19 protein-coding genes are annotated in these 26,353 nt (G+C 63.9%); 15 read left to right on the top strand and 4 right to left on the bottom strand.

Annotated features, from left to right (window positions below):
* Position 1: 1 nt before the first annotated feature.
* The 11 genes from IM701_RS16235 to IM701_RS16185 all read left to right on the top strand — a co-directional run bounded on the left by IM701_RS16235 (position 2) and on the right by IM701_RS16185 (position 13,245).
* Positions 2–928, top strand: a complete 927-nt coding sequence (locus IM701_RS16235; RefSeq protein WP_193828769.1) for a Gfo/Idh/MocA family protein — start codon at positions 2–4, stop codon at positions 926–928.
* Between the two features lie 2 nt (positions 929–930).
* Positions 931–1,839, top strand: a complete 909-nt coding sequence (locus IM701_RS16230; RefSeq protein ID WP_193828768.1) for a 2-dehydro-3-deoxygalactonokinase — start codon at positions 931–933, stop codon at positions 1,837–1,839.
* Positions 1,836–2,465: a 2-dehydro-3-deoxy-6-phosphogalactonate aldolase gene (locus tag IM701_RS16225; RefSeq protein WP_193828767.1), complete on the top strand. Its 630-nt coding sequence runs from the start codon at positions 1,836–1,838 to the stop codon at positions 2,463–2,465. The genes IM701_RS16230 and IM701_RS16225 overlap by 4 nt, the downstream gene beginning before the upstream one ends.
* A gap of 147 nt (positions 2,466–2,612) precedes the next feature.
* On the top strand, positions 2,613–3,725 hold the full coding sequence (locus tag IM701_RS16220; RefSeq protein ID WP_193828847.1) for a glycoside hydrolase family 43 protein: 1,113 nt from the start codon (positions 2,613–2,615) through the stop codon (positions 3,723–3,725).
* A 6-nt stretch (positions 3,726–3,731) separates the two neighbouring features.
* Positions 3,732–5,180, top strand: coding sequence for a xylulokinase (gene xylB / locus IM701_RS16215; protein WP_193828766.1), 1,449 nt, complete (start codon positions 3,732–3,734; stop codon positions 5,178–5,180).
* 5 nt (positions 5,181–5,185) lie between these two features.
* The gene (gene xylA, locus IM701_RS16210; RefSeq protein ID WP_193828765.1) at positions 5,186–6,493 is read left to right on the top strand and encodes a xylose isomerase; all 1,308 of its coding nucleotides are present in this window, start codon (positions 5,186–5,188) and stop codon (positions 6,491–6,493) included.
* A 139-nt stretch (positions 6,494–6,632) separates the two neighbouring features.
* Positions 6,633–7,322: an acetylxylan esterase gene (locus IM701_RS16205; RefSeq protein ID WP_193828764.1), complete on the top strand. Its 690-nt coding sequence runs from the start codon at positions 6,633–6,635 to the stop codon at positions 7,320–7,322.
* Between the two features lie 10 nt (positions 7,323–7,332).
* Positions 7,333–8,781: a family 43 glycosylhydrolase gene (locus IM701_RS16200; protein WP_193828763.1), complete on the top strand. Its 1,449-nt coding sequence runs from the start codon at positions 7,333–7,335 to the stop codon at positions 8,779–8,781.
* A gap of 104 nt (positions 8,782–8,885) precedes the next feature.
* Positions 8,886–9,626, top strand: coding sequence for a FadR/GntR family transcriptional regulator (locus IM701_RS16195; RefSeq protein ID WP_052242544.1), 741 nt, complete (start codon positions 8,886–8,888; stop codon positions 9,624–9,626).
* A gap of 152 nt (positions 9,627–9,778) precedes the next feature.
* Positions 9,779–12,088 carry a glycoside hydrolase N-terminal domain-containing protein gene (locus tag IM701_RS16190; protein ID WP_193828762.1) on the top strand — a complete coding sequence of 770 codons (2,310 nt, stop codon included), beginning with the start codon at positions 9,779–9,781 and terminating at the stop codon, positions 12,086–12,088.
* A gap of 71 nt (positions 12,089–12,159) precedes the next feature.
* Positions 12,160–13,245: an AI-2E family transporter gene (locus IM701_RS16185; RefSeq protein WP_193828846.1), complete on the top strand. Its 1,086-nt coding sequence runs from the start codon at positions 12,160–12,162 to the stop codon at positions 13,243–13,245.
* 3 nt (positions 13,246–13,248) lie between these two features.
* Here the strand turns inward: IM701_RS16185 and IM701_RS16180 are convergent, their stop codons facing one another.
* The 3 genes from IM701_RS16180 to IM701_RS16170 form a co-directional block, all read right to left on the bottom strand.
* Positions 13,249–15,912, bottom strand: coding sequence for a glycoside hydrolase family 3 C-terminal domain-containing protein (locus IM701_RS16180; protein WP_370584375.1), 2,664 nt, complete (start codon positions 15,910–15,912; stop codon positions 13,249–13,251).
* Positions 15,913–15,969: 57 nt separating this feature from the next.
* Complete coding sequence (locus tag IM701_RS16175) at positions 15,970–17,532, bottom strand: tryptophan halogenase family protein (RefSeq protein ID WP_193828761.1); 1,563 nt, start codon at positions 17,530–17,532, stop codon at positions 15,970–15,972.
* Between the two features lie 71 nt (positions 17,533–17,603).
* A complete protein-coding gene (locus tag IM701_RS16170; RefSeq protein ID WP_193828760.1) occupies positions 17,604–20,507 on the bottom strand; it encodes a TonB-dependent receptor in 2,904 nt (967 codons plus the stop codon).
* 368 nt (positions 20,508–20,875) lie between these two features.
* Here IM701_RS16170 and IM701_RS16165 point away from each other — a divergent pair, with 368 nt between their 5' ends.
* Genes IM701_RS16165 through IM701_RS16150 form a run of 4 tightly spaced genes read left to right on the top strand, consistent with a single transcriptional unit; the run spans position 20,876 to position 25,609 of the window.
* Complete coding sequence (locus IM701_RS16165) at positions 20,876–21,577, top strand: SapC family protein (RefSeq protein ID WP_193828759.1); 702 nt, start codon at positions 20,876–20,878, stop codon at positions 21,575–21,577.
* A complete protein-coding gene (locus IM701_RS16160; protein WP_370584374.1) occupies positions 21,540–22,607 on the top strand; it encodes a cupin-like domain-containing protein in 1,068 nt (355 codons plus the stop codon). Before IM701_RS16165 ends, IM701_RS16160 begins: the two co-directional genes overlap by 38 nt.
* Positions 22,608–22,640: 33 nt before the next feature.
* The gene (locus tag IM701_RS16155; RefSeq protein WP_230487923.1) at positions 22,641–23,714 is read left to right on the top strand and encodes an alpha/beta hydrolase family protein; all 1,074 of its coding nucleotides are present in this window, start codon (positions 22,641–22,643) and stop codon (positions 23,712–23,714) included.
* Positions 23,711–25,609 carry an NPCBM/NEW2 domain-containing protein gene (locus tag IM701_RS16150; protein WP_230487922.1) on the top strand — a complete coding sequence of 633 codons (1,899 nt, stop codon included), beginning with the start codon at positions 23,711–23,713 and terminating at the stop codon, positions 25,607–25,609. The genes IM701_RS16155 and IM701_RS16150 overlap by 4 nt, the downstream gene beginning before the upstream one ends.
* Here IM701_RS16150 and IM701_RS16145 read toward each other — a convergent pair.
* Positions 25,606–25,914: a hypothetical protein gene (locus IM701_RS16145; protein ID WP_193828758.1), complete on the bottom strand. Its 309-nt coding sequence runs from the start codon at positions 25,912–25,914 to the stop codon at positions 25,606–25,608. The genes IM701_RS16150 and IM701_RS16145 overlap by 4 nt on opposite strands.
* Positions 25,915–26,353: the final 439 nt, after the last annotated feature.

Raw genomic sequence — 26,353 nt, 5'->3', positions numbered from 1 at the left:
CATGGACCCGATCAGGATCGCCGTTATCGGCGTGGGCAAGATCGCCCGCGACCAGCACTTGCCCGCTATCGCTGGCAATGGCGCGTTCGGACTTGCCGCGACGGTCAGCCCGCATGACCCCGGCGTAGATGGCGTGCCCCATTTCGCCAGTCTGGACGAGTTGCTTGCGAGCGGTCCGGCCGTCGACGCCGTCGCGCTGTGCACCCCGCCACAGGTACGCTACGATCTGGCCAGCACCGCGCTTGCGCGCGGCGTCCACGTCTTTCTCGAAAAGCCACCGGGCGCGACGCTGGCTGAAGTCGCCGCGCTGGAAACGCAGGCAGACAAGGTCGGCGCCACGCTGTTCGCTGCCTGGCATTCGCGCTTTGCCGCCGGGGTTGCTCCAGCCCGAGCCTGGCTGGCCGAACGGCGCATCGACAATGTCGAGATCATTTGGCGTGAGGACGTGCGGGTGTGGCATCCGGGACAGGCGTGGATCTGGGAGCCGGGCGGCCTGGGTGTCTTCGACCCCGGAATCAACGCATTGTCGATCGCAACCCGCATCCTGCCCCGGCCGATCTTCCTGCAGTCCGGGACACTCGAAATCCCCTCCAACCGCGCCGCCCCCATCGCTGCCGACCTGAGCTTGCGCGATAGCACCGGCGCGTCAGTCCACATGGACCTCGACTGGCGGCAGACCGGCCCGCAAAGCTGGGACATCGTGGTGGAAACCAATGCCGGCACGCTCAAGCTGTCAAGCGGCGGCGCGGTACTGACGCTACCTTCGGGCACGAGCCATGACGAGGATCACGAGTATCCCGGCCTCTACGCCCGCTTCGCCACGCTGATCCGCACCGGCCGCAGCGACGTCGATGTAACCCCGCTGCGCCTCGTTGCCGACGCCTTCCTGCGCGCGACGCGGGTCAGCGTCGAACCGTTCGAGGATTGACCATGCCTGGCCCGGTGCGACGCGTTATCGGCGACTGGGGCAGCACCCGCTTGCGCCTGTTCCTCGTGGAGGACGGCGAGACGACCGCACGCTTGGATGGCCCCGGCGTGACCCAGCTGGTGGAACCGGCGGAGCGAACGCTGGCTCGCCTGCTCTCGGTCTGGCTGGCAGACGGTCCGATCAAGGCGATCACGCTGTGCGGCATGGTCGGGTCTCCCGCAGGCCTCGCCGTTGCTCCTTATGCGCCCTGCCCGGTCGATGCGGAGGGCTGGCACCATGCCCGCACCCGGCTGCGCGTGCTGGGCCACGATGTCGAGATCCTGCCCGGTCTCTCCTGCCGGACCGGCGATGGCGTGCCCGAGGTGATGCGCGGCGAGGAAACGCAGGTCTTCGGCGCAATGGCGCTGAATCCTGTCCTGCGCGATGGCGATCATCTCTTCGCCCTTCCCGGCACCCACGGCAAATGGGTCAGCACCAGCGACGGCACCATCACCGGCTTCCGTACGGCTCCCACCGGCGAGGTTTTTGCCGCGATTACGGGCCACACCTCCCTGACCGGCCCGGACGCGCCCGGCGAGGGCAGCTTTGAGGATGGCTTCGGACGCGGGCTTTCCCGTTCGGCCGAAGCATTGCCGGGTGCTCTGTTCGAAGCTCGCGCGGCGCGCCTGCTCGATGGCCGCTCGCGCGATTGGGCCAAGGGCTATCTCTCGGGCGTGCTGATTGGGGCAGAGGTGGCGCAGTTCGGCAGAGGCGCGCGGAACGTGACATTGATCGGCGATCCCGCACTTGCCGCGCTTTATGCGACCGCGCTTGCACACCACGGCGGTTCATCGCAACTGGTCGACGGCGAACGCGCCGTCGTGGCCGGACTTGCCCAAGCCATAACACTTGCTGAAAGTCTGCGCCCGTGAAGGTCGAAGAAGTCCTCGCCGAAGGCGTTCCGCCCATCGTCGCCATCCTGCGCGGCATACGCACCGAGGAAGCGGTGGACATCGCCGCTTCCCTGGTCGAGGCGGGTGTGCGCCTGATCGAAGTGCCCTTCAACTCCCCCGATCCGTGCGGGTCGATCAGGGCCATGGTGAAAGCGCTGGGTGACCGCGCGTCCTTTGGCGGCGGCACGGTAACCAGCACGGATCTTGCCGAACAGCTCGCGGCGGCCGGCGGCACGTTCATGGTCTCGCCCAATACGAACGCCGCGGTCATTGCCCGGTCGCTCGAACTCGGCATGGACGTCCTTCCAGGGTTCCTGACGCCCACCGAAGCCTTCGCGGCACTTGGCGCAGGCGCGCGGGACCTCAAGCTCTTTCCCGGCTCCGTCCTGGGCAGCAGCTATATCAAGGCCATTCGGGAGGTCCTGCCGGCAGAAGCGCGCATATGGGCGGTCGGTGGCGTCGGCGTGGCCAATGTCGCAGAGTTCCGCGCGGCCGGGGTGTACGGGATCGGTGTCGGGGGCAGCCTCTACCGGCCCGGCGACGATGCGGCGACCGTGGCTGCGCGCGCAGCGTCCCTTGTGGCGGGCTGGAAGGCAGCTTCCTGATTTCTGCTTGAAGCAGTGCTTGCCAAGCGTTCACCCCGACGCTAATTAGAATGCATATTTCAGATTGCCGTCAGGTTTAGGTAGCGCTATCATCGCCGCAGCAATTACGCGAAAGGCTGGAAAACCGGCCTGCAAGGGGATGTCATGATGAAGGCGAGAATCACCACTGCTGCCCTGTGCCTGACCAGCGCGCTTGCGCTCGTCGCCTGCTCGAAGGCCGCGAACGAAGCGGAGCCCGCAAATGGTGGGGCACCTGCAAGCGCCTTCCGTGATCAACCTCTGGTCAACGAGATCTACACCGCTGACCCTTCCGCCCACGTCTTTGACGGCAAGATCTACATCTACCCCTCGCACGACATCGAAACGCCGACGCCGGACGACGATCTGGGCAACCAGTACGCCATGCGCGACTACCGCGTCTTGAGCATGGACAAGGTTGGCGGCAAGGTCACCGTCGGTCCTGTCGCGCTTGACGTAAAGGACGTGCCTTGGGCCTCACAGCAGATGTGGGCGCCCGATGCGGCCTACAAGGACGGCACCTACTACCTGTACTTCCCGGCGCGCGACAAATCGAAGGACAAGAACGGACTCGGCGCGTTCCGCATCGGCGTCGCCACGTCGAAGAGCCCGATGGGCCCATTCGTGGCCGAAAAGGACCCCATTCCCGGATCGTTCTCGATGGACCCCGCGGTGTTCACCGACGACGACGGCACTGCCTACATGTACTTCGGCGGCATCTGGGGTGGGCAGCTTCAGCGTTGGGCCACGGGCAAGTATGATCCAAACGGCTCCGACACCGATCTCATGAAGGATGACCAGCCCGCGCTGTCCGGCAAGGTCGTCAAGATGAACCCCGACATGAAGACTTTCGCGGAGAGCCCTCGCGACGCGGTGATCCTGAGCGAAGATGGCAAGCCGGTACTGGGAGGCGACCACGAGCGCCGCTTCTTCGAAGCCTCCTGGGTCTTCAAGAAGGACGGCAAATACTACTACACCTACTCGACCGGCGACACGCACTTCCTCAACTACGCCATCGGCACCAGTCCGTATGGACCGTTCAAGTACGCCGGCCACATCCTCAAGCCCGTGCAGGGCTGGACCACGCACCACTCGATCATCCAGCACGATGGCAAGTGGTGGCTGTTCTACGCCGACACGCAGCTCTCCAACAAGAACCACCTGCGCAACGTCAAGGTGACCGAGCTGACCTTCAACCCCGATGGCTCGATCCAGACGATCGATCCCATGAAAGCGAAGTAAACCCCAATGTTCCTCGGCATCGATGTCGGCACCAGTTGCGTAAAGGCGGTCGTCACCGCCGAAACCGGGGAGGTCCTGGCGCAGAGCAGCTCGGACCTTACCGTTTCCCGGCCTCACCCGTTGTGGTCCGAACAGGCCCCTGCTGACTGGGTGGACGCAGCGCACAAGGCGGTGCTTGGCCTCGATGCCGCCTTGCGCAAGGGCGTGCGCGGCATCGGCCTTGCGGGGCAGATGCACGGCGCAACCCTGCTGGGCTCGGACGACAAGCCGCTGCGCCCTGCCATCCTGTGGAACGACGGCCGCAGCTTTGCCGAATGTGCGGAGATCGAGGCCGCCGAACCTCGCGCTCGCGAGATCACCGGCAACATCGCCATGCCTGGTTTCACGGCTCCCAAGCTGGCGTGGGTCCGCAATCACGAACCGGACGTTTTCGCCGCCACGCGGACGGTCCTGCTGCCCAAGGACTACGTCCGGCTCGCCTTGACCGGTGAAAAGGCAAGCGACATGTCCGACAGCGCCGGCACTCTCTGGCTCGACGTCGCCAAGCGCGCCTGGTCTCCGGAAATGCTCGCCGCCACTGGCCTTGACGAAAGCCACATGCCGCGCCTTCATGAAGGGCCTGACGTGACGGGCGTGCTGCGCGAAGATGTTGCCAGGGCCTGGGGAATGGACCGCGTGCCGGTGGTCGCAGGCGCTGGAGACAATGCCGCGGGCGCATTGGGCGTCGGCGTGCTGTCAGACGGGCAAGGCATGCTTTCGCTGGGTACATCGGGCGTGATCTTCGTGGCCAATGCGGCATTCCGGCCCAACCCGGCCGAGGCCGTCCACGCCTTCTGCCACGCCTTGCCGGGCGTGTGGCACCAGATGAGCGTGCACCTGTCCGCCGCCTCGTGCATCGACTGGGCAGCCAAGGCCTGCAACGTGCCGGGCCCTGCGGAGTTCTTCGCCCTTGCCGAACAGTCCGGCGCCGCCTGCGGGCCTGAGCTATTCCTGCCATACCTCTCCGGCGAGCGCACTCCGCACAACGATCCGCACATTCGCGCGGCGTTCCTCGGCCTCGGTAACGAAAGCACCACCGGACACATGGCCGCCGCCGTGCTTGAGGGCGTGGCCTTTGCCCATGCCGACGGGATCGATGCCCTGCGCAACGCCGGTACGCAGATCGACGAGTTGTGCGTGATCGGCGGCGGCTCCCGCTCGGCGCACTGGGGGCGCATCCTGTCGAGCGTCCTCGGCGTGCGGCTCGTCTATCTCCACGGTGGCGAAGTCGGCCCGGCGCTGGGCGGCGCCCGTCTCGCGCAGATCGCCGTGACCAAGGCTTCCGCCGCCGAAGTCTGCACCCGCCCGCCGGTTCGTGCCGTGATCGAGCCTGATCTCGCCCTCGCCGCATCATTAGCGCCCAAGCGCGCCCGTTTCCGCGCAGCCTATGCCGCGCTCGCCCCGATCAAGGAGTAACTTGTATGTCCGCAGCCTATTTCGACGAATTCGCGACCGTCCGCTACGAGGGTCCTGACAGCACCAGTGATCTTGCCTATCGCTTCTACGACAAGGACCGCATGGTCTTCGGCAAGCGCATGGAAGACTACCTGCGCTTTGCCGTCTGCATGTGGCACACCTTCTGCTGGCCCGGCAGCGACGTGTTTGGCGCTGGCACGTTCGATCGCCCCTGGCTCAACGGTCCGCAGGACGAAAGCGCCGCCCGCGCCAAGCGTGAAGCCGCTCTCACCTTTGTCGAGAAGCTCGACCTGCCGTTTTACTGCTTCCACGATGTCGACGTGATGGCACCGGCCGAGAGCATCGGCGAATTCCGCGCCAGCTTCGCTCGCGCCGTCGATCACCTCGAAGAGCTGCAGGCCAGGCACGGCCGCAAGCTGCTGTGGGGAACGGCCAACCTGTTCGGCCACCCACGCTACCTTGCCGGCGCCGCCACCAGCCCTCGCCCGGAAGTCTATGCGTGGGGTGCCAGCCAGGTGCGGGATGCTCTTGAAGCGACCCATCGTCTCGGCGGCTCGAACTATGTTTTGTGGGGCGGGCGTGAAGGTTATGACACGATCCTCAACACCGATCTCAAGATCGAGCAGGAAAACTTCGGTCGCTTCCTCAGCCTCGTGGTCGAACACAAGCACAAGATCGGCTTCAAGGGCACGATCCTGATCGAACCCAAGCCGCACGAGCCAACCAAGCACCAGTACGACTTCGACACCCAGACCGTGTACGGCTTCCTCAAGCGCTTCGGGCTGGAGAACGAAGTCAAGGTCAACATCGAGGCCAACCACGCAACGCTTTCGGGCCATACCTTCGAACATGAAATCGCCATGGCCGGCGCGCTCGGGGTGTTCGGTTCGATCGACGCCAACCGCGGGGACCCGCAGAATGGATGGGATACCGACCAGTTCCCCAACTCGGTCGAGGAACTGACTCTGGCCTGCATCGAGATCGAGCGCGCTGGTGGTTTCACCGACGGCGGCTTCAACTTCGATGCCAAGGTCCGCCGCCAATCGGTTGACGCAGCTGACCTTTTCCACGGCCACATCGGCGGCGTCGATGTCATCGCAAAGGCCCTGCTGCGTGCCGAGGCGATCATCGCCGATGGTCGCATCGATGCCTTCCGCGCCGAACGCTACGCCGGTTGGAACGGAGAACTGGGGGCAACCATCCGCAAGTCGAGCCTCGCCGAAATCGCGGACCTCGCCGTGGCGCAGGATCTCAAGCCGGCCCCGGTCTCGGGCCGTCAGGAATGGCTGGAGAACATGCTCAACCGGTTCTGATCAAACTGGTCTGAGTAAAAGCAGAAGCCCGCGGCACGAATGCGAGTGCCGCGGGCTTTTTTACGTCTTCGACGTTGATAATTATCGTTGAAACCTCACCCTCTTTAACTCATACAATTAGAAAATATGAGAGGATGACATGATTCGGACCTCGGCCCTTCTTGCCGCGGTGGGCGCAGCGCTTTGCGCGCCTGCCACACCCGCGATTTCACAACCGGCCCCTTCGCTCGCCCCATACTTCGTGCCAGCCACAACCGGCAGCACCTCGGTTGACGAAGATGGCTTCATTCGTCGCTGGCTGCTGCTTGAGCCGATCACAAAGCCCAATCGCACCAACCAGCTCTTTACCAGCGACTACGTGCGCAAGGCCTTTGCTGAAGACCGACCCGCAGGTCTCGACCGCAAGCTGCCCAGTGAAGGCCAGACCGTTTCGCACAAGGGCGCTGCCCTCACCTGGCATGCGCTCGACGCCACGCAATGGGACGCCAAGCTGTTCTACTTCGCGGCCGCCTACGGCAAGCCGACTTACGGCGTAATCTTCTGGGCAACGACGGTGATCGACGCGCCACGCGATATGCCCCAAGCTCGTCTCGCAGTCGGCTCCAACTCCGCATCGATGTGGTGGCTGAACGGGAAGGAAGCCGCGGCCTTGTTCGGCGACCGTCGCATGGTCATGGACGATGTCGTCTCGCCCGCGCTCGGTTTGAAAAAGGGTCGTAACGTGCTGCACGGCGCGGTCATCAACGGCCCCGGCCTGTCCGATTTCGCGGTCCGCTTCGTCGACGACAATGGACAGCCGATCCGCGATCTCAAAGTTACCCTGCGCTGAAAGGCCTGTGATGAACACCAAGCTCCTCGCCGCCGCAGCTCTCGCCGGCATTGCCGCCCCGCTTCTCGCGCAGAGCAACCCCGTCGCGCAGATGGAGGGCGAGCCTTACATCCATGATCCCTCGACAATTGCGCATTCAGATGGTCGCTTCTACACCTTCGGCACCGGCAAGGGCGGCCTGGTGTCGTCTGACGGCTGGACCTGGAAAAGCGGACCGGTTCGCCCCGGCGGCGGCGTAGCGCCCGACGTGATCAAGCTGGGGGATCGCTACTACGTGGCCTGGGCGGTCGGCGGCGGCGGCATGAATGGCGGCCACAAGAGCGACGTGAAGATCATGTGGACGAAGTCGCTCGATCCCGCGTCCAGGGATTTCGGTTTCCACGAGGTCGGCACCGTGGCTTCGAGCGATGGCTTCGAGAACAACGATGCAATCGACCCGGCCTTCCTGCTCGCCGAAGGGCGCCTTTGGCTCAGCTACGGCACCTACTTCGGCGCGATCCGGATGGTCGAACTTGATCCAAAAACTGCCGAACGCCTGCCCGGCAACCAGCCCGTCGATATCGCGATCGACATGGAGGCAACCGCACTGCTCCATCGGGATGGCTGGTACTATCTGCTCGGCACCCATGGCACCTGCTGCGACGGGCCCAACTCGACCTACAATATCCGCGTCGGCCGTTCGAGGAGCCCGCTAGGCCCTTATGTCGACAACTTCGGCGTGCCCCTGCTCAAGGGTGGCGGCAAGCTGGTCTGGGGATCGAACGGCCGTGGTCGCGGCGCCGGACATTTCGGCCTGGTTGAGCTCGGCGATGGCGTGGAAAAGTTCTCGTTCCACTACGAAGCCGATATGGACCGCTCCGCGCGCAGCGTTCTCGCAATCCTGCCGCTGACCTGGAAGAACGGTTGGCCAGTGGGACAGGAAAACCTGCGCCCCGGCACTTACGAGATCCAGTCCGAGCGCGGCGGCGCGCTGCAATTGGCGGTGGACGAAGTGCGCTTGCCCTGGTCGTGGACCGGTTTCGGCCCGCCCAAGGAGCCGGTCAAGCCCGTGCCGGATCAGACTCTGGAGCAGAACCAGGCCGTGTGGTCCAAGGGCACGATCGCGGTCGACATGGGTACGTACCAGGTCCGTCCCAACCAGCATTGGACTGTCGAACCTGCGACCGGTGCCGGGGGCTGGTTTGGCGCGCCGTATATGAAGATCGTCATCGCCGGAACGAACCGCGCTCTTGCCGCCACGCCGTCGGGCGATGTCGTGACAGTGCCGGAATACACCGGCGCACCCGAACAGCTCTGGCGGATCGACATGCTGCCGGATGGCACCTATCGAATCGTCCCGAAGACCACGCCCGATCCCATGAAGCCCCTGGCCTTGGCCGCTGTCGGGGCCAGCACGCCGCGGCTCGTCCGCTTCGACACGGCGTCCGAGGCCGGCAAATGGACCTTCCGTAGGCCATGACGGCAAAGGACTGACAGTTCGATAAGGGTGACCCCCGACCATCGAACTGCTGGACTTTGCCGAAATTGCGCCCAAATAGGGCACAGGGGCGCAAGGAGCTGAAAGTGTCGCGAAGCAAGGAACAGGGCGGGGACGCGATCGACAGGTCTGACAAATCTTTACGCCTACACGGCAGCATCGCACGCGATCTAGGTATTGCCATTGTCACCGGTAAATACGCCCCCGGCCACGTGCTGACGAGCGAGGTCGATTTTGCCGAGCGCAACCACATTTCGCGCACCGCCTATCGCGAGGCAATCCGTATCCTCGCCGCCAAGGGCCTGGTCGAAAGCCGCCCGAAGGCAGGCACCAAGATCACCGATCCGTCGCGCTGGCACATCCTCGATCCCGACGTTCTTGCCTGGACCTTCGAGGGCGAACCCAGCCAGGCCGCGATTGACGACCTGTTCGAGCTGCGACTGATCATCGAACCGGCGGCCGCCGAAATTGCTGCCACCCGCCGGACCGGTGCGCAACTGGCGCAGATGGGCCACGCGCTTGAGGAAATGGCCAAGCACACGCTGGCTTCGCCGCTCGGTCAGGCCGCGGACCAGTCGTTCCACACCACGCTGCTGAAGGCGACTGGCAACATGGCGCTGATCTCATTGGCCAGCACCATCTCGGCTGCGGTGCGATGGACCACGATCTACAAGCAGCGCAAGCGCAAGCTGCCGCGGGATCCCTTGCCAGATCACCGCGTGCTGTTCGATGCCGTGGCCGATGGCGACGGCCCTGCCGCCCGTGCTGCCATGCAGAAACTGATCGAACTGGCACTTGCCGATATCGATCCGCCGGCGCGCGCCTGAGGTATAGCCGTCTGCAGCTTTTCGCTGGACAGCCCAGTATTTAGTCATACTTATTATCCGGCGGCCTTACGATGCCGGATATGGCTCTTGCACGCCGATCCGCGATCCAGAAAACACCATCGTACGATGGTCATCGGACTACGGGAAGCGGGATGCCAATCACACGCAGGCAGGCAATCGCAGCGGGTGCTGCTGTTGCTGGACAGGGAATTGTCGGACTTCCTGCCAAGGCTGCGCCCCCCGCGCCCCGGCAGGATGTGCTGTGGTATCGCCAGCCTGCCTCGATCTGGACCGAAGCCCTTCCGGTTGGCAACGGCAGGCTCGGAGCAATGGTCTTCGGCGGCACCACGTCAGAACGGATCCAGCTGAACGAAGACACGCTGTGGAGCGGCGGCCCTTATGATCCGTTGAACCCGAAGGCTGGTCCTCAAGCGGTGGAGCACATCCGCAAGCTGATCGCGCAGCGCCGCTTTGCCGAAGCGGAAGCCCTCGCCAACGACTGCCTAATCGCACGGCCTGTCTCGCAGATGTCCTATCAGACCTTCGGCGATCTCTTCATCGACATGGACCTTCCCGGCACGCCAAGGACCTATCGCCGCGAACTTGATCTCGACAAAGCCATCGCCACAACCCACTTCGCCACCTCCACCGGCACCATAACGCGCGCGGCACTGGCAAGCCCCGTCGATCAGGTCATCGCCATCCACCTCTCGGCCAGTCACGGCGTCACGCTGAATTTGGCCGTTCGTTTTGACACGCCGCAAGACGCGACGGTCCGCGCCGCCGGCAATGCAATCCACGCAGAGGGCCGCAATCGGGCAGATCACGGCATCCCCGCCGGCCTGGGCCTCGCCGCAAGGATCACCGCCAGCGCACAAGGCGGAAGCGTCCGGACGGAAGGCGCCACGTTGGTCGTCAGTGGGGCCTCGCACGCGACCATCCTCGTCGCGCTCGCGACCAGCCACGCAGGCGATCCTGTCGCCACCGTCGCCCGCCAGATCGCCAATGCCAGCGCCCGGCCATGGGTGGCCTTGCGCGATGCTCACATCGCCGAGCATCGCCGCCTCTATCGCCGCGCAGCGCTTCACCTCGGCCCGGCCAGCACCCTGCCTACCGACGAGCGCATCAAAGCCAATGTCGAAAGCGACGAACCCGCCCTCGCCGCGCTCTATTTCGCTTATGCCCGTTACCTGATGATCTGCTCCTCGCGCCCCGGCACACAGCCCGCGAACCTGCAGGGCATCTGGAACGAGAGCACCAAGCCACCTTGGGGATCGAAGTACACGATCAACATCAACACCCAGATGAACTACTGGCTGGCGGACCCTGCAAACCTCGGCGAATGCGCCGAGCCGCTGCTGCGCATGGTCCGCGAACTTGCGGTCAGCGGGGCGAAGACCGCCCGCGCCATTTATGGGGCAAGGGGCTGGGTTGCCCACCACAACACCGATCTGTGGCGCGCCTCCAGCCCGATCGATGGTGCCGCATGGGGCATGTGGCCGATGGGCGGCGCATGGCTCTGCAACGCGCTGTGGGACCGCTGGGACTATGGCCGTGACCGGGCATGGCTGGCCGCAATCTACCCCCTCATGCGCGGCGCGGCAGAGTTCTTTCTCGAGACCCTGCAGCCCTCGTCCCAGGGCCTGATCACCTCCCCCTCGATCTCGCCCGAGAATCGCCACCCGTTTGGCGCTTCGGTCTGCGCCGGCCCAGCGATGGACCGCCAGATCCTGCGAGACCTGTTCGATCGCACCGCAGCTGCCGCCACCGTTCTGGACCACGACGCCGATTTCGCCGAGCAGCTGCGTCACGCCCGCTCCGCCCTCGCGCCTGACCGCATCGGCAAAGCCGGGCAGCTGCAGGAATGGCTCGAAGACTGGGACGAAGCTGCGCCCGAACAGGACCATCGCCACGTCTCGCACCTCTATGCGCTCTATCCCGGCCACCAGATCAACCCGGACGGCACGCCAGAACTGGCGAGGGCAGCGCGCGTCTCCCTCGACCGACGCGGTGATGAATCAACCGGATGGGCCACCGCCTGGCGGATCGCCCTGTGGGCGCGGCTGCGGGATGGCGAGCGGGCGCACAAGATCCTGCGCAGCCTGCTGTCGCCCGCGCGCACTTATCCCAACATGTTCGACGCGCATCCGCCCTTCCAGATCGACGGCAACTTCGGTGGCAGCACCGCAATCATCGAAATGCTGATGCAAAGCCGGGGCAGTTCGCTTCATCTCCTTCCGGCGCTTCCCCGGGCCTGGCCTTCTGGCAGTGCCCGAGGGCTGATTGCGCGAGGCGGGGTGGCAGTCGATCTTAAGTGGACGGAAGGACAACTCGTTCAGGCCGTGCTGCAACCGATGGAAAGTGGCACGGTCGAGGTGCGCCTGGGCGAAATCCGCCGCACCTTCACTCTCTCTGCCGGGCGTCTTGTGACGCTGAAAGGCTCCACACTGGCGATAAGCTGAAACCGCTTGCGAACCCATGCGTTGCGCTGGCACTTGGGTGCATGCGGGCTCGGCCGCAGGATGGGGGAATGATGCTGGAGCGTAGCAAGATCGAAAAGGGCGGATTCGTCCTGTTTCTGGTACTTGTCACCGTCGGGTTGACGCTTGTCGTATCGCATTTTCTTGGCGCGATGCTGTGGGCCGCGCTGGCCGCGATCATGTTTCATTCGCTGAACGAGCGCCTGCTCGAACGGTGGCCGGAAAGGCGCAGCCGCGCCGCTGCCATGACGCTGCTGATCATCACCTTCGCGGTGATTATCCCTGCCATGCTGATCGGAACGATGGTGGTGGAACAAGCTTCCGGCGTATTCGCGCAACTGCGCACCGGTGAGCTGAATTTCTCCGCCTATTTCAAACAAGTACACGACGCTCTTCCGGTTCGGCTTCAGGACCTGCTCGGCAATGCCGGTTTTGGTACGTTCGAGACCGCGCAGAGCCGCATTTCCGAAGCCCTCGGCAACAGCGCCAGCGCAATCACGCAGCGCGCACTGGCCTTTGGCGCAAATGCGGCATCCTTCCTTCTTGCTTTTGCTGTAGGCCTTTACGTCACGTTCTTCATGCTGCGTGATGGATATGTGCTGGGTCCGCAGATTGTCCGCGCCCTGCCTCTTGCGGATTCGATCGCCGCCCAGATCGTCGAGCGGTTCGTCGCCGTGGTACGTGCCACGATCAAGGGGTCGGTGCTTGTTGCCCTGGCACAGGGCGCACTTGGCGCGATCACTTTCGCAATAGTCGGTCTGCCCGCCTCACTGCTCTGGGGTGCGCTCATGGCCATTGCCGCACTGCTACCCGCGATCGGCCCTGCCATCGTCTGGGGCCCGGTCGCGATCTACCTCTTCGCCACGGGTGCGATCTGGCAGGGCGCAGTCGTGATCGGATCGGGCGTCATGGTCATCGGCCTTGCCGACAACGTCCTGCGTCCGATGCTGGTCGGCCGCGATACCGGCATCCCCGACTGGCTGGTTTTGGTGACAACGCTGGGCGGGATCGAGTTGCTAGGCCTTTCCGGCATCGTTGTCGGCCCGGTGGTCGGGGCCCTGTTCCTCACCGGCTGGCAGATCCTGACCGAACAAAGACTGGCGCTTCACCCTGCCGAGAGACAAGGCGAAGCGCCGTGATCTTCACTTCGGCAGATCGACCACGCGGTCTACGCTGAAGGTCGTCTCGGTCCCCGGCAGTCCGCTGTCGGGCTGGCCCCCGCCCAGGTTGAGGCGATAAGTCCCCGCAAAAACCTGCCTCACTCCGTCCGGCCGCACGGCCGAAAGGTCACGCGGCGAAAGCTCCAGCGTCACCGCCTTGCTCTCGCCCGGCTTCAGGGAAACCCGCTGAATCCCGCGCAGCGCCACGCGCGGGGCACCGGGCTGATCGGGGAAGCGCAGGTAGGCCTGCACCACTTCCTCGCCTTCGCGCGCGCCGGTGTTGGTCACCTGCGTCGTCACGCGAATGCCATTGGCCGTGCTGCCGCCAACCGGATCGACCTTCGCAGGGCCATAGCCGAATGTCGTGTAGCTCAGGCCATAGCCAAAGCCATAAACCGGCTTGCCGGTGAAGTAGCGATAAGTCCGCCCCTTCATCGAATAATCGGTGAATGCCGGCAGGTCCGCCGTGTCCTTGTAGAACGTCAGCGGCAGACGTCCGGACGGATTGGTCTTGCCTGTCAGCACATTGGCCACGGCAAGCCCCCCGGCCTGACCTGGATACCACGCCTCTACCAGTGCATCGGCATTGTCCCTCGCCCATGACAGGTTGATCGGGCTGCCGTTCATCGCCACGACGACGAGCGGCTTGCCGAGCGTGCGCGCCCGGATCAGCAGTTCGCGCTGATCCATCGGCAGTTCCAGACTGGTCTTGTCACCGCCGTCGAAGCCCTCGATCTTGAGCGGCATTTCCTCGCCTTCAAGGTCCGCCGTCAGGCCGACCACGGCGACCAGCACATCGGCCTCGGCCGCGCCGCGCGCCAGATCGCCCCAGGGGTCCTTGCTGATGCGCTTCCAGAACAAGCCCGGCCCCGCCGCGCCGCCTCCTTCGATATCGAAGTGCAGCGGATAGCGCTCGCCCTTCTTCAGTTCGACCTCGACGTACTTTGGCGGCTCACCCCACAGCGAGTAGTGATCGGAGGTGATCACGGGCTTCCCGCCGATCTCGATTGCGCCCTTCACCGCGGTCACGCCCATCTTGTACAGGCCGCTTTCCGGCGCCACGAAGAAGCCGTCCCACACCACCTTGTACGCCGGGCTCACCTCTTTCAGCTGCATCGCGCTGCTTTTCAGGTTGGTCTCGATCCGCGTGACCACCGGCTTTGCCGTGAACGTCCGTTCGCCGCGCGGCTTGTCGGGATCCACCGCGTTATAATAGACTGCCTTCAGCCCCGGCTTTCCGTCAGGCGTCAGGAAGTTGCCATCCGTCACCAGATCGCCGTCGACGATCGAAGGAGAGAACGGCACATAGTTGACCTGCGCTCCCGGCATCGCGCGGCGCAAGCCCTCGACCACCGAGACCGGCGGGGCGGAGTTGGCCGACGAGTAATTGCCCCGCAGCACCCGCGTCGCATCGCCCAAGGGTCCGATCACCGCCACCCGCGCGCCGGCCTTCAGCGGCAGCACGCCCGTGTTCTTGAGCAGGACCAGGCTCTTCTCGGCAGACTTGAGCGAAAGGTCCCAACCTGCCTGCGTGCCCACTGCGCTCACTGGCGTGGCATTGGGCTTGCGCGCGCTCATCCCGCCCAGGTCGCCATTGCGATAGCGTGCCGAGAACAGCCGCACCAAAACGCGGTCAAGGTCGCCTTCGGTCAGGTAGCCCGCCTTCAGTGCCGCCTTGTAGCGGTCGGCCAGCCCCTTGGCCTCACCGATGGTGCCGGTGTGGCATTCGTTGTCGACGCCCGCCAGCAGGCCTACCGCCACGCCCGAGGCAGCATCGGGCGCATATTTGTGGCGATCATAGATATCGACCACTGCATCGCAGTCCGAAACGACATAGCCCTTGAAGCCCCAAGCTCCGCGCAGCCGGTCCTTGAGCAGCAGGTCGCTGGCACATGCCGGCTGACCATCGACGCGGTTATAGGCGCACATGATCGACCCGGCCTTCCCTTCGACGATCGCCGCGCGGAACGCGGGCAGGTAGGTGTCCTCAAGATCGTGGCGCGAAACCATGATGTTGTCGGTGTGGCGGGTCGGTTCGGGCCCTGAATGCACCGCAAAGTGCTTGGGGCTGGCGATCACGTCGGGCAGGTCCGGGTTCGGCCCTTGAATGCCCTTCACATAGGCGACGCCCAGTTGCGCCGTAAGGTACGGGTCCTCGCCATAGGTCTCCTGCCCCCGCCCCCAGCGCGGATCGCGGAAGATGTTGATATTGGGCGCCCAGGTGTCGAGCCCGGTGCCGATCTTGCCGAGATGTCCGGTCTGTCGAGCCAGCGTGTGCAGGCCCTGCAGTTCGGTGCTGATCACCCGTGCCACGTCATGGATCAATGGCGGGTCGAACGTGGCAGCAAGCCCGATGGATTGAGGGAAGTTCGTGGTCGGCACTGCACCGCCCGCGCCATGCAGGCTCTCTGTCCACCAGTTGTAGGCCGGCACGCCAAGGCGCGGGATAGCCGGAGCGACATTCAGCAATTGCTCCACCTTCTCGTCGGTGGTCATCTTCGCCACCAGCGCTGAAGCTAGGCGGTCCGCCTCGGCCCGCGGATCAACCTCCTGCGCGTTGGCGGTGGACAGAGTTAGCGTTACCACGCTGACGGACCCAAGCAGCAGTCGCGCGAGGCCGCGCGTTGGCAATGAACTGGCGATCACGATTTTCCTCTCAAGTATCCCGTGCCGATGCGACCCGGCAGGGCTGGTCGTTGCGGATCAGACTGGCTGCAATCCGTATTTCACGATGCGGTCGATCAGGTCGCGATGCCTGGGCAGTCCACTCAGCATTCGCGCAGTGACGTCAGCATTCTCTGCCCGCGCACGCCGCGCCTCACGCACTTCCGGTTCGAGCGTGCGCGCGGAAACCTCGGTTCGGAAACCCATTCCATAGAGCACGTACTGATAGGATGCCGAAGGGAACACCTCGTCCACCCGGTCGAACTCCTCGTGCATATAGGGGCCCTGATACTGCCACAGCGCCATCAGCTCCTGCAGCCTCTCGGGAATGGAGGCCGGGTCCATGTTGTCCCGCCAGAACGCCGTATCGCGTCGCTGGCTCAAGACGTAATGCAGCTTGAGAAAGTCGATGATCCGGCCCCAGCGGTACAGCGTCTTCTCGTTGTAGCGCCGCGCCACCACGTCCATAACCTCGCGCACCGGGGGCATCTGGTCTGCGATCATCTTGGCCGAAAGCTCGATCAGCACGATGGCGGAGGCTTCCAGTGGCTCGAGGAACCCTGCCGCCAGCCCCACGGCAACGCAATTGTTCTTCCAGAACAGTTCGCGGTGGCCCGAACGGATATCGATCTTGCGCACCGCAAGACCTTCCGCCGCCGGACCCACATAAGCGCGCAGTTCCGCCTCGGCATCCTCGCGGCTGATATGGCGGCTTGAATAGACGTGCCCAACACCCCGTCGCGTCGGCAAACCGATGTCCCAGATCCACCCCGCCGATTGCGCGGTCGAGATCGTGTGCGTTGCCACCGGCGCATCGGGGGCGGGATATGGCACCTGCATGGCGAGCGCGGTGTCGCAGAAGAGCACGTCGTTGCAGTCCTTGAAGCCGACGCCGAGCGTCTGCCCCAGCAGCAGGCTGCGCATGCCGGTGCAGTCGATGAACAGATCGCCGCTGATTTCGCCTGCCTGCTCGGTCGCGATCGCGCGAATGTCGCCGCTTTCGTCCTGAAGCACTTGGCGCATGTCTGCCAGCACGTGGCGCACGCCCAGCTTTTCGGTGCAATGCCGCTGCATGAACGGCGCGAACTTGCCGGCATCGAGATGGTAGGCGTAATTCGCCTGCCCCTCGTACTCGGCATTGACCATCGACTTGGGCGCCAGGTTCTCGTCGCAGAGCCGCCCTTGCGGACATACCGCGTCGCAGAAGGTCTCGCCGTTGTCGCCACCCTCGTTCAGCGTGCCCGCCAGCCAATGCGGCGCAAGGTTCAGCTGCCCGAAGCGCTGCGGCAGGACCAGCGGATGATAATAGGCGTCATCCTCGGCGCCCGTGGTCCACTTCGCAAACAGCGCGCCTTGCTTGAAGGCGGCATCGCATTCGCGGAAAAAATCGGTTTCGGAAATGCCCACGCTCTTGAGCGTCGAGCGCAGCGTAGGCCAGGTCCCTTCGCCCACGCCTATGATCGGCACGTTGGGGCTTTCAACCAAGGTGACGGAGAAGTCGTGTCCGATCCGGGCCTTGTGCTTTGCGGCAATGATCGCTGCGGTCAGCCACCCGGCCGTTCCGCCACCGACAATCACGACATCGCGCACTGCACGAACCATCCGCGCACCTCTCCGTCCTGCTTTTGCAGCAGTGCCGGGGCACGAAGCTCCGGCACCACCATCACGTCTTGTCAGTAGTTGAAACGTGCGCCGAAGACAAAGCGGCGACCGTAGTTGAACGTGTCGAGCGACATGTTCGAAAAGCGACCATAAGTGCTGTAGTTCGAGTTGTTGAGGTTGGTGCCCTCGACAAAGACCGACAGCTCCTTGGTCACCTGGTAGCTTGCGCTGGCATCGATCTGGAACTGACGGTTCACGTTGACCGGTTCCGCACCGAAGGTGCCGCCCTGCTGCTGGCCAAGGCCAAGCAGGTACTTGTCGCGCCAGTTACCGGCAACGCGCACTTCCAGACCGTTCTTGTCATAGAACGCCACGAGGTTCGCGGAGTTGGCAAGGCCGGTGATGGCAAAGGCCGAACCCGAGATGTCCGCCGTGTTGAAGGTTCGGTTGGTATTGACCAGCGTGGCATTGGCGTTGAACCCGAAACCGCTATCGCCGAAGACCTGCTGCCAGGCGATTTCGACGCCGCGCACCACGCCGTCCGGACCGTTGACCTTGCTGTTCACCTGGAACTGCGCGGGCTGGTTCGTGAACGGATCGACCACGCCGTTGATCGTCTGGGTGCTCACGCCGCCGACGATGAAGTTCGAGATGAACTTCATGAAGCCGTTGACCGCGAAGTACGAGTTGGAACCGTAGTACCATTCGACACCGAGATCGAGGTTGTCGGCAAGGTAGGGCTTGAGGCTGGCGTTGCCGCCCGATGCCGCAAGGCTGCCCCTGCGCAGCGTACCAAGGTTGATCGTCGGGCGCAGATCACCCAGCGCCGGGCGGGTCAGCGTGCGCGATGCATCGAACCGCAGGATCAGGTTCGGCTTCACCTCCAGCTTCACGTCAAGGCTGGGCAGGACGTAGTTGTAGGAAATGCTGCGCTCGATCAGCTGCTGCGGCGTGAAGGTATCGACCTGGATCAGCGTCGGGTCGGTCGGCACGGTGATCAACTTCACCGGATTGCGGCCAAGCGCGCCCGAAGTCAGCTTGGTGTACTCGTCGCGTACGCCGGCGCTGACCTTGAACGGCATATCGCCGATCTCGCTCTCGAAGTTGATGCGCAGATAGGCCGCAAACGTCTGCTCCTTGACGTTGAGCACGCTGTCCGGGTTGAACGCAGGCGCAGTCGTGCCGCGTCCGGTCGCCTCGAGCACCCGGTACACCGCCACCGGATCGTACTTGATGATCGCAGGGGCGAGGTTGCCTTCGTAACCCGGAATGAAGTTGTTGGTGCTGATGATGCCCTGATAGACACTGTCTGGCAGCGGTGCGACTGCGCCGGTACGGCCAGACGGAGCGCCGTAACCACCGTAGCGGAAGAACGTGCCGTTCACGAACGGGCTTTCGCCTTCCTGATGATACTTGTTTTCCTGGAAGCTGCCGCCGAAGTGGACCTTCAGGTTGTCGCCGTCCCACTTGCCGCCGATCTTCACCTGCTTGACGAGGTTGGTGAAGTAGTTGGGGAAGCCGGCAATCACGTGGCTGCCGATCAGCGACTTGTCGGTAAAGCGCGAAACGTCGCCACCCGGCCCCACGTCGTGGATGCTGGGCAGGAAGTTGTTGCTCGGCCCGCCGATCTTCACGCCGGTATTGGCGCCAAGGATCGTCGAATAGCGGCTGCACGAAGTCGGCGCGGTCGTCGGGCCCGCACCGGCGGGATACGTGCAACCCGTCGACAGGAACGGCCCGTTCGGATCGGCATTGGTGCCGCCGTAACCGATGTCCATCGCGTTCTGGTAGCCGTTGCGGCCGGGATTGAGGACCGAGCGCGAGAGCGATGCGTCGAAGTCGAAGCTGAGCTCGTCGGTCGCATCCCACTTCAGGTTGCCGCCGAACATGTAGGTCTGGTTGATCGTCCGCGCCAGGCTGGCGTTGAAGTCCATCGGCGTGCCGAACTGGTTGAAATCAACCACCGTGCCGTTGCTGTCCTGCTTCACATTGCGCAAGTCGTCACCGTTGAACCATGCGCCGTAGCCATAGGTCGCGGTGTTCAGCGTCTGGCGGGTGAAGTTGCCGTCCAGCGTCAGCAGCACATCGTCACCGGCCTGCCACTGATAGGCAAGACGGCCGTCGATGCGCTCGTCCTTCGTGGTAATCTGGTTGGCGCCAACCTGCTGCGGGAACCAGCCCAGCACGTTCTTCTTGGCAGGCGTGAAGTCGTTGGTCTGACAGGCCGCCTGCGCCTGGCACTGATAGAAGTAGTTGCCGATCCACCCCGGGATGAAGACCTGGTTGGTTTCGGTATCGACGCGGCGATAGGCGGCGTAGGCCAGGATGCCCATGGTGTCGTCGGCAAAACGCGTGCTCGCGAGGGCCGCACCCGAAGGCGTAACCTTGCCGCTGCGGTCCTGAACGGCACCGGAAGCCTTTACCGCAAACTTGCTGTCTGCGCTGTCGAAGGGCTTGGGCAGGGCAACATTGATCGTCGCACCGATGGCGCTGGCGCCCAGTTCGACGTCGGGAGTCTTGAAGACCGAGATGTTCGAGACGAAGTCCGAGCCGATCGTCGTGAAGTCGACCGCACGGCTGCCCGAAGCGGTCGAAAGGCGACGCCCATCGAACTGCGTGTCGTTGAAGTCACCGCCAAAGCCGCGCACGGTCACGCCATTGGCTTCGCCGCGAGCGCCAGAACGCTGGATCGAGATGCCGGGCAGGCGCTGCAGTGCGTCAGCCACGTTGGCATCGGGGAACTTGCCGATGTCTTCGGCCGAAATCGCATCGACCACGCCCGAAGCCGTGCGCTTGATCTCCATGTTGCGCTGGAGCGAGCCACGAATGCCGGTGACGATGATTTCGGCGTTGCTCGGCTCGTCGTTCATGACCGAGCTTTGCGCTTCCTGCGCCGCAACCGGCATCGCCATGGCAAGCGCGATCGCGCCTGCTGCACTTCCGATAAGGAAGCGTGAATTGATGGACGTCCTCATACCCTCTCCACTGCTACTCTGACGGCCCCCCCGCCCGGGAAGGTGATCTGCATCCGGCTGCCCCACACGACAGGACCGGCAGCCATGACGAAGCACGCGCAATCGGAGAAGCATCGCGCAGGCGAACTGCGATTTCCCTTCAGCCTCTCAACCCTGCAGGCGCTCTGTCAGCGTCACCTTGCGAGACCGGTGTAACTGATCTAGGTAGCGCTATCAATACCAAATTGTCTGCGCAATGGCACCTTGGTTGGATAGTGTTGCAACAAGGCGGCGGATGGCGTTAGATCAGCCATGTTAGCGCGCACATGAAGTACCGGGCATAACCGCGATAAGCTGCCTGAAAAACAGGGAAAGACGGGAGAGGACGAATGGCTGAGCAACTCGAGATCCTGAACAGCGAGGTCCATCGCAACCTGGCCATGCACCCTCTTGCTGGCGCGCATCCGCACATGGTGCAGATCTCGCTGCCCGAAGTCGAAGCGGCCGCATCCTGCTGTCCGGTCATGCTGGCCAAGTCCCCCGAAACAGGGCGATTCGCCATCGTCGCGTTGTTCGGATTCTCGCCCGAAGAAGTCCTCGTGGAGGGTGCGGGCACTGGAAACGCTGCGTTTCTTCCGCTCGACCTGCAACGGCAGGGATTTTTTGCCTCTGACGAGAACATTGCCGTCGATCTTGCTCATCCCCGCTTCGCGCCCGGAGGCACAATTCCCCTGTTCGATGCCATGGGCGGCCCGACCGACGAGATGCGTCTCGTCCAGCGCGCCATCGGCACCTTGATGGGCAACGCGGCAAGGACGGAAAGATTCATTGCCGATATCGTCGAGGCGCGGCTGGTCGAGCCGGTCGACATTTCCCTGAAGTTCGACGATGGCCAGACCGTCGCCCTGAATGGCCTCTACACGGTCAGCGGCGATGCGCTTGCAGATCTCGATGATACTAGAATCATCAGACTATTTAGAGACGGCTCCCTGGCTGCTGCATTGGCAATCCGCGCGTCGCTGCGCCAGATCGGCCAGCTTGCCCGCAGGCGGAATGAACGTCTCGCCATGCCTGCCAGCGGCTGGGCATGACATGACCGGACAGGCCCGGCCAGAACTGACAGAAATCTCGAAAGACCACACCGCGCTGGTCAGCGCGGAGGCGTTTCGCGTTCAAGTTATTGAAACGGGTCGGCCCGCGGTCATCAGAGGCCTCGGCGCGGCTTTGCCAGCGACACGGGCCGCAAGCGCAGAGCCAGGCGCAGTGCTGGACTATATGCTTGGATTTGCGAACGAACGCCGACCACAAGTCTTCCAGAGCGATCCGATCAACGCGGGCCACTATTTCTATTCGGACGATCTTTCCGGCTTCAACTTCACGCGCAGCGAAATGGCGCTCAGAGATGCCTTCCACGCGATGCTGGCCCACGCGGCCGATCCCTCGGCGCCGACGACCTATGTCGGTTCGCTTGTCGCGCACGCCTATCTTCCCGGCTTTGCCGAGCCCAATCATGTTGCCATCGTGCCCCGATCTGTCGAACCACGCCTGTGGATCGGCAATCCGTCCACCGCTGCGGCTCACTACGATGCTTATGAAAATCTGGCCTGCGTGATCGCCGGAGAGCGCACGTTCACGCTCTACCCGCCTGATGCCATTGGCGATCTCTACGTTGGTCCGATCGACAATACGATGGCCGGCCAACCCGCGAGCCTCGCCGCCGGCAATCCGGACCCAGCGCGCTTCCCCCGCTTCGAAAAGGCCCGCGCCCGTGCCATCGCCGTTACCCTGCAGCCGGGCGATGCCCTCTTCCTGCCCAAGTTGTGGTGGCACCAGGTTGAAGCCAAGGCCCCGATCAACGTCATGCTCAACTACTGGTGGGACGCCACTGCCACCGGGCCTGACGCGCCCTCGCTGTCTATGCTCCACGCCATGATCGCCATAGCCGAACGCCCAGAGGCAGAGCGCATGGCCTTCCGCGCCTTCTTTGATCACTACGTCTTCCGCACCGAAGGCCACCCCCTTGCCCATTTGCCCGAAGACCAGCGCGGCGTCCTCGGCAATCTCAAGGCCAACTACGGCCAGATCCGCGCCATGCTCCTCCGCGCACTGCGCGGCAGCTGACAACAACCAGAACCAACCTCGGGAGATTGACCAATGCGCCTTTTGCCTATGCTGGCCCTCTCAGCCCTTACGATGGGAGCGCTACCTTCAAGCGCATACGCGCAAGTGCAGACGCCTGCACCCGCTGCCATTGCTGGCGCACCCAAGACCACGGTCCAGAAGATCTCTGTTCACGCCACGGCCCTCGAAGGCGCGCTTGAAGGCGATAGCGCCGATCGTGACGTCTTCGTCGTCCTGCCGCCCAGCTACGCGAAGAATCCGAAAGGCCGTTATCCGGTGGTCTATGCGCTCCACGGCTATTCCATCGGCGCGCAGCAATGGATGGGCGAGATCCACGTGCCGCAGGTGATCGAAGGCGGCATGGCCCAAGGTGCGCGCGAGATGATCTACGTCTTCCCCGACAGCAAGACCGCGCACAACGGCTCGATGTATTCCTCGTCTGTCACCACCGGCGATTTCGAAACCTTCATCGCCCGCGATCTTGTGACCTACATCGACAGCCACTTTCGCACCCTGCCCACGCGCGAAAGCCGCGGTCTCGTCGGCCATTCGATGGGCGGTTACGGCGCCACGCGCATCGGCATGAAGCATGCCGACGTGTTCGGCGCGCTCTACCTGATGAGCCCGTGCTGCCTCTCCGCGCGCGGCCTGTTTGGCGTCACGCCCGAGACGATGAAGGCCTATGCCGCGATGAAGAGCCCGGCCGACTCGGCCAGCCTGCAATGGGCACAGCGCGGCACCCTGGCGGCTGCCGCCGCCTGGTCACCCAACCCGAAGAACCCGCCGCTCTATCTCGACCTGCCGTTGACCGCCGACGGCAAGACCCGCGATGACGTCATGGCGAAATGGGCCGCCAACGCCCCGCTCTCCTTCGTAGACCAGTACATCCCGAACATGCGCCGCTACGCTGCGATTGCCATGGACGTGGGCGACAAGGACGGCCTCAAGACCGATACCGAAACCCTGCACAAGGTCCTCGAAACCTACGGCATCGCCAACAGCTTCACGCTGTACGAAGGCGATCACACCAATCGCGTCGCCTTCCGCTTCCAGGAACAGGTCGTGCCGTTCTTCAGCAAGCACCTCGCGTTCGGAGCAACGAAGTGAAGCGCCTCACTGTCGCCGCCCTGCTCGCAGCAACCACCCTCGCATCCTCGGCCAACGCCGCCGACAAGCCGCTCGAGGCCCGTGGCACCTGGAGCGTAACGACGCGTGGCTCCGCCCCGCTGCCGCCGATGGGCTGGAACAGCTGGAACGCCTTCGGCACCGACATCGACGAGGAAAAGGTCATCGCCTCGGCGCAACTGATCGTTGATTCCGGGCTCGCCGCCAAGGGCTACCGCTACGTCAACATCGACGATGGCTGGTGGGCGAAGCGGCGGCAGGCTGATGGCCGTGTGCTGATCCGCACCGACAACTTCCCTTCGGCCCGAACGGCTGATGGCAACACCAGCTTCCGCCCTTTCACCGACCGGCTTCACGCCATGGGCCTGAAAGCCGGCATCTACAGCGAGATCGGCCGAAACAGCTGCGGCCAGATCTACGGCGATCCCGCCGGCCCCGGCCAGCCCGCGGGCACCATGGCCGAACGCGAGATCGGCCTCTACGGCCACATCGATCAGGACATCGCGCTCTATTTCGGCGAATGGAACTTCGACTATATCAAGGTCGACGGCTGCGGCATCCGGGCGCTCGCGGCGGATAGCCCGCAGGTCAAATCCGGCCGCCTGCGCGCGCTGGATCCGCTGATCGACTACGACACGATCCCGCGCACCAATATCCCCGCAGTGAAGGGCCTGTTCGATCAGGTGGGCCAGGCGCTGTCGCGCAACAAGCCTGGCAACGATTTCGTCCTGTCGATCTGCCTGTGGGGTTCGGCCGACGTCCGCTCATGGGCGCGTACCCTCGGCAACCTTTCGCGCACCAGCGAGGACATCTCCCCCAATTGGGAGCGGATGCTGCACAATCTCGATTCCGCCTCCCGGCGTGAACTTTACGCCAAGCCCAACAGCTGGAACGATCCCGACATGCTGTTCATCGGCAGCGGCGAGTTCGACGATGCGCACCTCACCGAGGCGCGTTCGCACATGTCGCTGTGGGCGATGCTCAACGCACCTCTGATCATCGGCTTCGATCTGCGCAAGGCCTCGCCCGCAATGATGGGCGTGCTCGGCAATGCGCAGGTCATCGCGCTCAATCAGGACGCGGCCGCGCATCAGGCCGTGCTGGCCTATGATGGCGACAGCGTTCAGATCTTCACCAAGACGCTGGCCGACGGCACCAAGGCTGTCGCCCTGTTCAACCGCACCGGCAGCCCGATCGACGTGAAGCTCATCGCGTCGCACCTCAAATACCGCGCCGATCAACCGATTACCCTGACTGACCTGTGGGACGGCGACACGAAATCCTTCGCCAATGAAATGCCGGTCCATCTCGAACGCCACCAGACCCTGCTGTTCAAGGCCAGCGGCACGCGCGAGCACGCGCAAGGCCTTTACCTGTCCGAGCAACCCGGCAACGTGAACCCGGCGGTCGACGGTATCGTGCATCCCATGGCCGACCCGATGGTCTATCGCGGCCTTCTGCCCTGGCGCTCGACCAAGGCCGATGGCGAACATCCCGTTTATGGCGGTTGGGGCGGTGCGCGGGCAGATGCGACCCCCTTCGCCCAGACTCCGAAGATCGCGGGCAAGACCTATCACAACGCCATCGGCACCCTCGCCAACTCTCGCCTCGAAGTCCGCAACACCGGCTTCTCGACCTTCACCACCCTCGCCGGGATAGACGACTCCGTCGCCGACCCCACCGCTCGCGTCCGCTTCTCGGTCCACGCCGATGGCAAGCTGCTGAAGCAGACCGGGTGGATGAAGCCCGGCGACGCGCCTGCCGCCATTGCCGTGCCGGTCAAGGGCGCGAAGATCGTGGAACTGGTCGCCGAAGGAAATCACCCGGAGATGCAAAATGTGGCGGTCGACTGGGCCGAAGCGGCGCTCGACCGCTAGGCTCGGCGCCGCACAAGGCGCCAGACCCGCATCACGCCCAGCACCACCAGCGCCCAGAAGCCAAGATCCGCAAGGAACGGGCCGGGCCGGAAGTCATCCTCCGGCCCGATCTGGTGCGGCACGGAAGTGGCCGTGCTGTCCGCCAGAAACGGCGCGGGCCACCCCGCCACCTCGCGCGGCAACCAGTTCTGCTCGAGCGGCCCCTCGAACCCATACATCGCCCGTTCGTCGGACGCGGGATGGATCAGCGCGCTTGCGCAGGTGAGGAGCAAAGCGAAGGCGGCAACGAGGATCGATCTCAGCATCACAGCCAAAACGCGGCAGCAAACGCAAAGTGCCGCCCCCAGCGGACGGTCTACGTTCCGCTGTTCAGGACCGCGTTTCTGGTGGCGAGGTCTTCAGCCAGAATAATTGGTTCGGCGCCAAACGGCAGTGATCTCCAGCGTCTCGGCAAGGACCGCTCTGGCAACTTCGTACTGTCTGAAAACGGTTTCGCCGGACATTCGCCTCATCATGCTGACTTCGGCGGGCAACGTTGATCTTGTGACACCCTCCGGTCCTTTTTGATGAGGTCCTTACTTTTTCGGATGTCGGATCATCGCCTGCTGACATTCGCTGGATGAAGCTTGGCAAGGCTCGAGCGTCTCCTGCCGCGCAAGCATAGCCCAGATCTATACCCGCATAGGGAATCATTTCTTTTTTTGAGGGATAACTTTCGGCATCTCCGCGCCTTGACTGGGTCAG

The organism is Novosphingobium sp. ES2-1 (genome assembly GCF_015169775.1).
Lineage (GTDB): Bacteria > Pseudomonadota > Alphaproteobacteria > Sphingomonadales > Sphingomonadaceae > Novosphingobium > Novosphingobium subterraneum.
Note: the sequence above shows the minus strand (reverse complement) of the source record. Positions and strands in the feature narration are given on the sequence as shown.

Coding starts and splice junctions, on each gene's coding strand:
- IM701_RS16190 (WP_193828762.1), top strand. CDS start 9,779: ATGCCAATCACACGCAGGCAGGCAATCGCAGCGGGTGCTGCTGTTGCT.
- IM701_RS16175 (WP_193828761.1), bottom strand. CDS start 17,532: ATGGTTCGTGCAGTGCGCGATGTCGTGATTGTCGGTGGCGGAACGGCC.
- xylB (WP_193828766.1), top strand. CDS start 3,732: ATGTTCCTCGGCATCGATGTCGGCACCAGTTGCGTAAAGGCGGTCGTC.
- IM701_RS16145 (WP_193828758.1), bottom strand. CDS start 25,914: ATGCTGAGATCGATCCTCGTTGCCGCCTTCGCTTTGCTCCTCACCTGC.
- IM701_RS16185 (WP_193828846.1), top strand. CDS start 12,160: ATGCTGGAGCGTAGCAAGATCGAAAAGGGCGGATTCGTCCTGTTTCTG.
- IM701_RS16160 (WP_370584374.1), top strand. CDS start 21,540: ATGAACGTCTCGCCATGCCTGCCAGCGGCTGGGCATGACATGACCGGA.
- IM701_RS16165 (WP_193828759.1), top strand. CDS start 20,876: ATGGCTGAGCAACTCGAGATCCTGAACAGCGAGGTCCATCGCAACCTG.
- IM701_RS16220 (WP_193828847.1), top strand. CDS start 2,613: ATGAAGGCGAGAATCACCACTGCTGCCCTGTGCCTGACCAGCGCGCTT.
- IM701_RS16230 (WP_193828768.1), top strand. CDS start 931: ATGCCTGGCCCGGTGCGACGCGTTATCGGCGACTGGGGCAGCACCCGC.
- IM701_RS16200 (WP_193828763.1), top strand. CDS start 7,333: ATGAACACCAAGCTCCTCGCCGCCGCAGCTCTCGCCGGCATTGCCGCC.
- IM701_RS16205 (WP_193828764.1), top strand. CDS start 6,633: ATGATTCGGACCTCGGCCCTTCTTGCCGCGGTGGGCGCAGCGCTTTGC.
- xylA (WP_193828765.1), top strand. CDS start 5,186: ATGTCCGCAGCCTATTTCGACGAATTCGCGACCGTCCGCTACGAGGGT.
- IM701_RS16235 (WP_193828769.1), top strand. CDS start 2: ATGGACCCGATCAGGATCGCCGTTATCGGCGTGGGCAAGATCGCCCGC.
- IM701_RS16170 (WP_193828760.1), bottom strand. CDS start 20,507: ATGAGGACGTCCATCAATTCACGCTTCCTTATCGGAAGTGCAGCAGGC.
- IM701_RS16155 (WP_230487923.1), top strand. CDS start 22,641: ATGCGCCTTTTGCCTATGCTGGCCCTCTCAGCCCTTACGATGGGAGCG.